This window comes from Dapis brunnea BLCC-M229 (genome assembly GCF_050015995.1).
Lineage (GTDB): Bacteria > Cyanobacteriota > Cyanobacteriia > Cyanobacteriales > Microcoleaceae > Trichodesmium.
Map to the genome: position 1 here is coordinate 1 of NZ_JBNHEP010000247.1, position 5,578 is coordinate 5,578.

Below are 5,578 nucleotides of genomic sequence, written 5' to 3' on the forward strand. Positions count from 1 at the left end.
TTGCTGCTAAAAGCTCTGGGTCTTCTTAAGATTTGTTTTACAAACAGTCTCTAATCTTCCACCAAAACGTCTTAATTGAGTTTCCATAAAAATATAGACATTTACGGATAATTATGTGATTCGATTCTATAGATTATTGAAGACCTATTCTATAGGGATTTAGACTTTTCAAAAAATAGTTTGTTAATCAATACCGACCTCAACCGCAGTTACAATACCATTACGAAACGCAGTTCCAAATAACACCTGGAAAAGTGAATTTATAGTAGACGAATATTTATCTATAAACTTACCGAGAAATTAAGGTATAAAGCCTCTCCATTCATGGAGAAAGAAGAAAAAAATTCCTTTTAGCCAATCCTCTTCTTTATAAGAAGAGTTCATTAATGGATAATTGATAATGGATAATTGATAATTACCTCTGGTTAAAACCGAGCGGATTGAATATAAGGAAATATTATTTATTTTTTCCCCTTGAAAGGGGAGGCTTTTAAATGGATAATTGATAATGGATAATTGATAATTACCTCTGGTTAAAACCGAGAGGATTGAATATAAGGAAATATTATTTATTTTTTCCCCTTGAAAGGGGGAGGCTTTTAAATGGATAATTGATAATTATTCATTATTCATTATTGAAAAACTCTCGGTTCAGTAAACAATTGTAAAGGAAACTGACGGTGTACTCAAAGCATCTGGTATGATTTCCCTCATCGAAAGTGTAATAGCTCAGAATTTCTTTCAACATAACATTAAGGTTCTATGAAAGTAAAAACAGAAGTTGATTATTTGATTATTGGTGCTGGTGCAGCAGGGTTACAACTGGCCTACTTTTTAGAACAAAATCAGAGAGATTACTTGGTTCTAGATGGTGCTGAAAAGCCGGGAAGTTTTTGGCAGAAATTTCCCAGACACCGAAAGCTGATCTCAATTAATAAAGTCTACACGGGTTACGAGGAGAGAGAGTCACAACTCAGATGGGACTGGAATTCATTGCTTTGTGATGACGATCAATTCTCATTTAGTAACTACACCAAACGTTATTTCCCAGATGCTGGAGATTATGCTCAATATCTTGAAGATTTTAGTAAGCACTTTCAACTGAAGATTAAATGCGGAACTAAGATAGTTAAAATCTCTAAAAATAACCAATTCTTCGTTACTGACGATCGAGGCCATGTTTTTATCTGCCGCCGTCTAATTATAGCAACAGGAGTCTCCAAGCCCTATATTCCTGAAATACCCGGTATTGAGCTGACTGAGAACTACTCTGATTTTCCCTTTGATCCAGAAGAATATGTTGATCAGAGAGTGTTAATCATCGGCAAGGGAGCATCAGGTTTTGAAACTGCCAACCATCTAACTGAGACAGCCAGAGTCATTCATTTGTGTAGTCCCAATTCCATTAAGTTTGCCTGGAAAACACACTTTTCTGGCCATTTACGAGCAATTAATACACCGTTTTTAGATACATATATACTCAAAGGTCAGAATTCTGTACTTGATGCCAGCGTTGAGAAAATCGAATATAGAAACGGAGAGTATCTGGTAAATATCTGTTTCTCTCATGCTGATGGACAAAAAGCTGTATTAGCTTATGACCGTGTTCTTTGCTGCACTGGTTTTCAGTTCGATACTTCCATCTTTGATGATACCTGCAAACCAGAATTAGCTATTCACGACAAGTTTCCGACAATGACCAGCGAATGGGAATCTACCAAGATTGCCGATATGTACTTTGCCGGGACTTTAATGCAGGTGCGAGATTTTGACAGAACGAATTCCAATGTGATTCATGGATTTCGTTTTAATATTAAAGCCCTCAGTCAAATACTAGAACAGAAATATCATAGCAAACCATTGCCATACAATACTCTACCGCTTCAGTCGCAAGCAATTGTAGAGAAAGTAATTGAAAGGGTAAGTAGTAGTGCAGGACTTTTTCTCCAGCAAGGTTTTCTCTGCGATTTGATTGTGTTCTCGAAATCAAGTCAAACAGTACATTACTATAAAGGTTTACCTGTGGATTATGTGCGCGATCGCGCAAGTAGCATTGGCTTTACCAATGGAGATTTAGCTGAAAACGAACAGTACTATACAGTTACGCTGGAGTTTGGTGAAATTGAAGGCGATCCATTTAGTGTCAAACGGGAGAAAGACCAAGATAAAGCATATTTAAGTGCTCATATACATCCAATTGTTCGACGCTTTACTAAGAGTTCTCTACTGTACGAACAGCATATTTCTGAGCATTTAGAGAATGATTGGCGACCAAACCAAGAACGCGGTGAAAAATCTGTAATTCGCTCCCTAGAATTCATCGGTCAGTCTGACTATAGTCAGTTTCAAAGCACTTATGCTCAAAAACTTCTTGAGTTTTTTGAACAGGAAATTAGCTTTACCGAACCATTTGTTCCACCTGCTTTAGTCGGCTCAAAATGATGCTCGAACTGTTGAAAAAAGTCGTCTTCATTTAAATTATCAGGACTTACGCAAAGGTACTATATATATAGTTCAAAAACTACAACGTTATAGTTTTTGATGCTATATATGTATATGTGGTCTCTGCGTAAGTCCTAATTATATTGTTCGCTGTGGTCTTCTTTTGAAGTCCTATTTTTCTCAGTAATTTTGCTTGTAATAAGTTAACCGACTCTGGGAAAGCTTATTCCGAATCAACAACTCCAAAAATGAAATGGCGGCGCAATTTGGATCGACAACAGGTACTCCTCTTCCTACTTCAGCTAGACGTTGAGCAACAGCATCAGCCACATTTAAAAAGCCAGTGCAACCAAAAATTATTGCATGAGCACCATCTTCATCAATCGCTTTCATACTTTCAGCATAGATTTTTTCTAGGGCAACTTCCTTGTCATGTAAGCTCAAAACCGGAAGATGCACGGAACGAATAGAAGCAAAATTGGGGGAAATTCCAAACTTCCTGATATGCTCCCGCTGCATTGCTACAACTGAATTCACAATAGTAATAATTGAGAACCTTTGGGCAAGCATCATAGCTGTATAAGCGCTGGGTCTGAACCCCCCAACAATTGGAATATCAATGACCTCTCGAGCTGTTTCAACTCCACAGTAATCCATGTCCGATACAAAAATCCCGTCAAAGCCATCTCGTTCGGCTTTCACCGCTTGTGCAATCACATAAGGGGCATTGATTTCTGAATCATAACGACTTTCAATTGAACGAGTCCCCTCTGAAATATTTTCCACATCTACCGTCATATCAGGTGTCAGGACGGGTTCAACAGCTTGGGCCATTTCATCGTTGAAATCGCTGTTATTGATGGGAATAATAATTTTAATTTTCATAGGTTTGTTTTTTGATTTTCAAGACGTAACTACAATTGCAAATTAGGGGAGCTTTGTTGGTAGCAAAGTTTCAACAATTCAGCTAATACCTGAACGTGAGGTTCACTCAACATAGTAGTATGATTTCCAGGAATCACATGAACCTCTACAGGTTGAGTAGAAAACTGATTCCATCCCCAAGTTGGATCCGTGGGAATTTCACCAAGCATTCCCAATTCATCCTGATAAACTTCGCTGGTGCGGAACAGGGTAATGGGACCTTGATAACCTGCTTGTGGGAGATAACTCATAACAGCCAATTCATCAGCTTTAATCGTTTGAACAATCCCACGCACTCGTTCAATTCCTGAATTAGGTGGCAACAGATTGACGGTTTCCATCTGTTGTTTGAGATGGTTTAATTGGGCTAATGGAGTTAGAGGTTTGAGGGTTTCATAAGAAATCTCTAGATTTTTCCCAGATAACATTTCGAGGATATGGGCAATATTAGTCAACCATCGGGTATCATCCCAATCTAGTTGTTTTAGGGTGCTACCAGGAAGTCGTGCAGGAAGGTCAAATAGGGCGAGGAGGGCGACGGTTTCTCCCTTTTGTTGTAGCTGTTGTGCCATTTCAAAAGCAACCATAACCCCAAAGGAATGACCTGCGAGGAAGTACTGACCAGAGGGTTGAAGGGATTGGATGGCTTGGAGGTAGTAAGCGGCTACCTCTTCAACACTACCAAATGGTTCCGACACTCCATCTAAGCTGGGGGGTTGCAAGGCGTAAAAAGGTTGGTCATTTCCCAGATGACGGGCGAGTTGGTGGAAGTAGACCACATTGCCACCGGAACCAGGTATACAGAACAAAGGTGGGTGGTTTCCAAGGGGTTGAATGGCAACTAAGGGAGACCAAGACTGAGTATCAGTTTTTTGACGCAATAGAATGGCTAATTGTTCTACGGTAGCACCTTGGAAAAGGGCGGCTAAAGATAGATTTTTGCCAAATTGTTTCTCAATGTGAGCCATCAGACGCACTGCTAACAGAGAATGACCACCGAGGTCAAAGAAGTTGTCTCGGACTCCGATAGGAGAAACACCGAGAATCTCTGACCAAATTTGAGCTAGTCGTAATTCTAGGGAGTCGCGGGGGGCAACAAAACTGCTTTCTGTAAGCAAACTTGAAGCATCGGGAACAGGTAAGCCACGGCGGTTGACTTTGCCGTTAGGAGTTAGAGGCATTGATTCGAGAAGGACAAAAGCAGCAGGAATCATGTACTCGGGTAGCTTAGTCTTGAGGAAAAAACGCAAATCATTGATTGTGGTTTTTTCCTGATTGGGAACTAAATAAGCAACTAGACGTTTGTCTCCTGGAATGTCTTCGCGGGCAATGACTACAGCTTCTCGCACGTTGGAATGTTGGGCAAGTACTGCTTCAATTTCTCCGAGTTCGATACGGAAACCTCGAATTTTTACTTGATGATCAATACGTCCAATAAACTCTATATTTCCATCGGGTAAATAACTAGCTAAATCCCCAGTTTTGTAGAGGCGAGAACCTGGTTCATTACTAAACGGGTTAGGGATAAACTTTTGCTCTGTTAATTCGGGACGGTTGAGATAGCCTCGGGCTAAACCCACGCCACCAATATGGAGTTCTCCGGGTACACCAATGGGTACGGGTTGGAGATGTTTGTCCAGGATATAGATAACGGTGTTGGCAATCGGACGACCGATCGGTGGTTTGTGATTGATGTTGGTACATTCGGCTACAGTTGCACAAACAGTAGATTCTGTCAGTCCGTAGGCATTGAAAAAGCGCCGACCCACTGACCATTGCTCTACCAACTCTTTGGGACAAGCTTCTCCGCCCACAATAATATTCTCTAAGGTTGGCAGAGTTTGATTGCTCAAAGTGAAGAACGCTGATGGTGACAAAGTGATATGAGTGATGGCTTGTTTTTGTAATAACTCTATTAACTCTGCTCCGGGTCGCAATGATTCAGTCGTTCCCATAAATAGTCGCGCCCCAGAACAAATGCTCATCACAATTTCCCAGATTGAAGCATCAAAACTAAAAGACGCAAACTGGAGAATGCGACTGTTTTGCTCGACATCAAAAAGTCTATTGTGAGCGAAAGCTAAATTGCACAATCCTTGATGAGCAACCATAACTCCTTTTGGTTTTCCCGTTGAACCAGATGTATACATCACATAAGCGTATCCACTCAATATGATGGGGTAGGGAATGATTATAACTGCCAAGACCAATC

General features: G+C 40.4%; 3 protein-coding genes. 1 reads left to right on the forward strand and 2 read right to left on the reverse strand.

Annotated features, from left to right (window positions below; translation table 11 throughout):
- Positions 1-762 precede the first annotated feature (762 nt).
- Entirely contained in the window at positions 763-2,442 is a 1,680-nt protein-coding gene (locus tag ACP6PM_RS28185) for an NAD(P)-binding domain-containing protein (RefSeq protein WP_426590206.1), read from the forward strand.
- Between the two features lie 180 nt (positions 2,443-2,622).
- Here ACP6PM_RS28185 and ACP6PM_RS28190 read toward each other — a convergent pair whose 3' ends face one another.
- Positions 2,623-3,327 (reverse strand): aspartate/glutamate racemase family protein, encoded by a 705-nt coding sequence (locus ACP6PM_RS28190; RefSeq protein ID WP_426590207.1) that lies wholly within the window; start codon positions 3,325-3,327, stop codon positions 2,623-2,625.
- A gap of 29 nt (positions 3,328-3,356) precedes the next feature.
- The coding region (locus ACP6PM_RS28195) for a non-ribosomal peptide synthetase (protein WP_426590208.1) at positions 3,357-5,578 on the reverse strand (2,222 nt) is incomplete at its 5' end.

Excerpts from the sequence above, each read along its gene's own strand:
- ACP6PM_RS28190 (WP_426590207.1), bottom strand. The coding sequence starts at position 3,327 with ATGAAAATTAAAATTATTATTCCCATCAATAACAGCGATTTCAACGAT.
- ACP6PM_RS28185 (WP_426590206.1), top strand. The coding sequence starts at position 763 with ATGAAAGTAAAAACAGAAGTTGATTATTTGATTATTGGTGCTGGTGCA.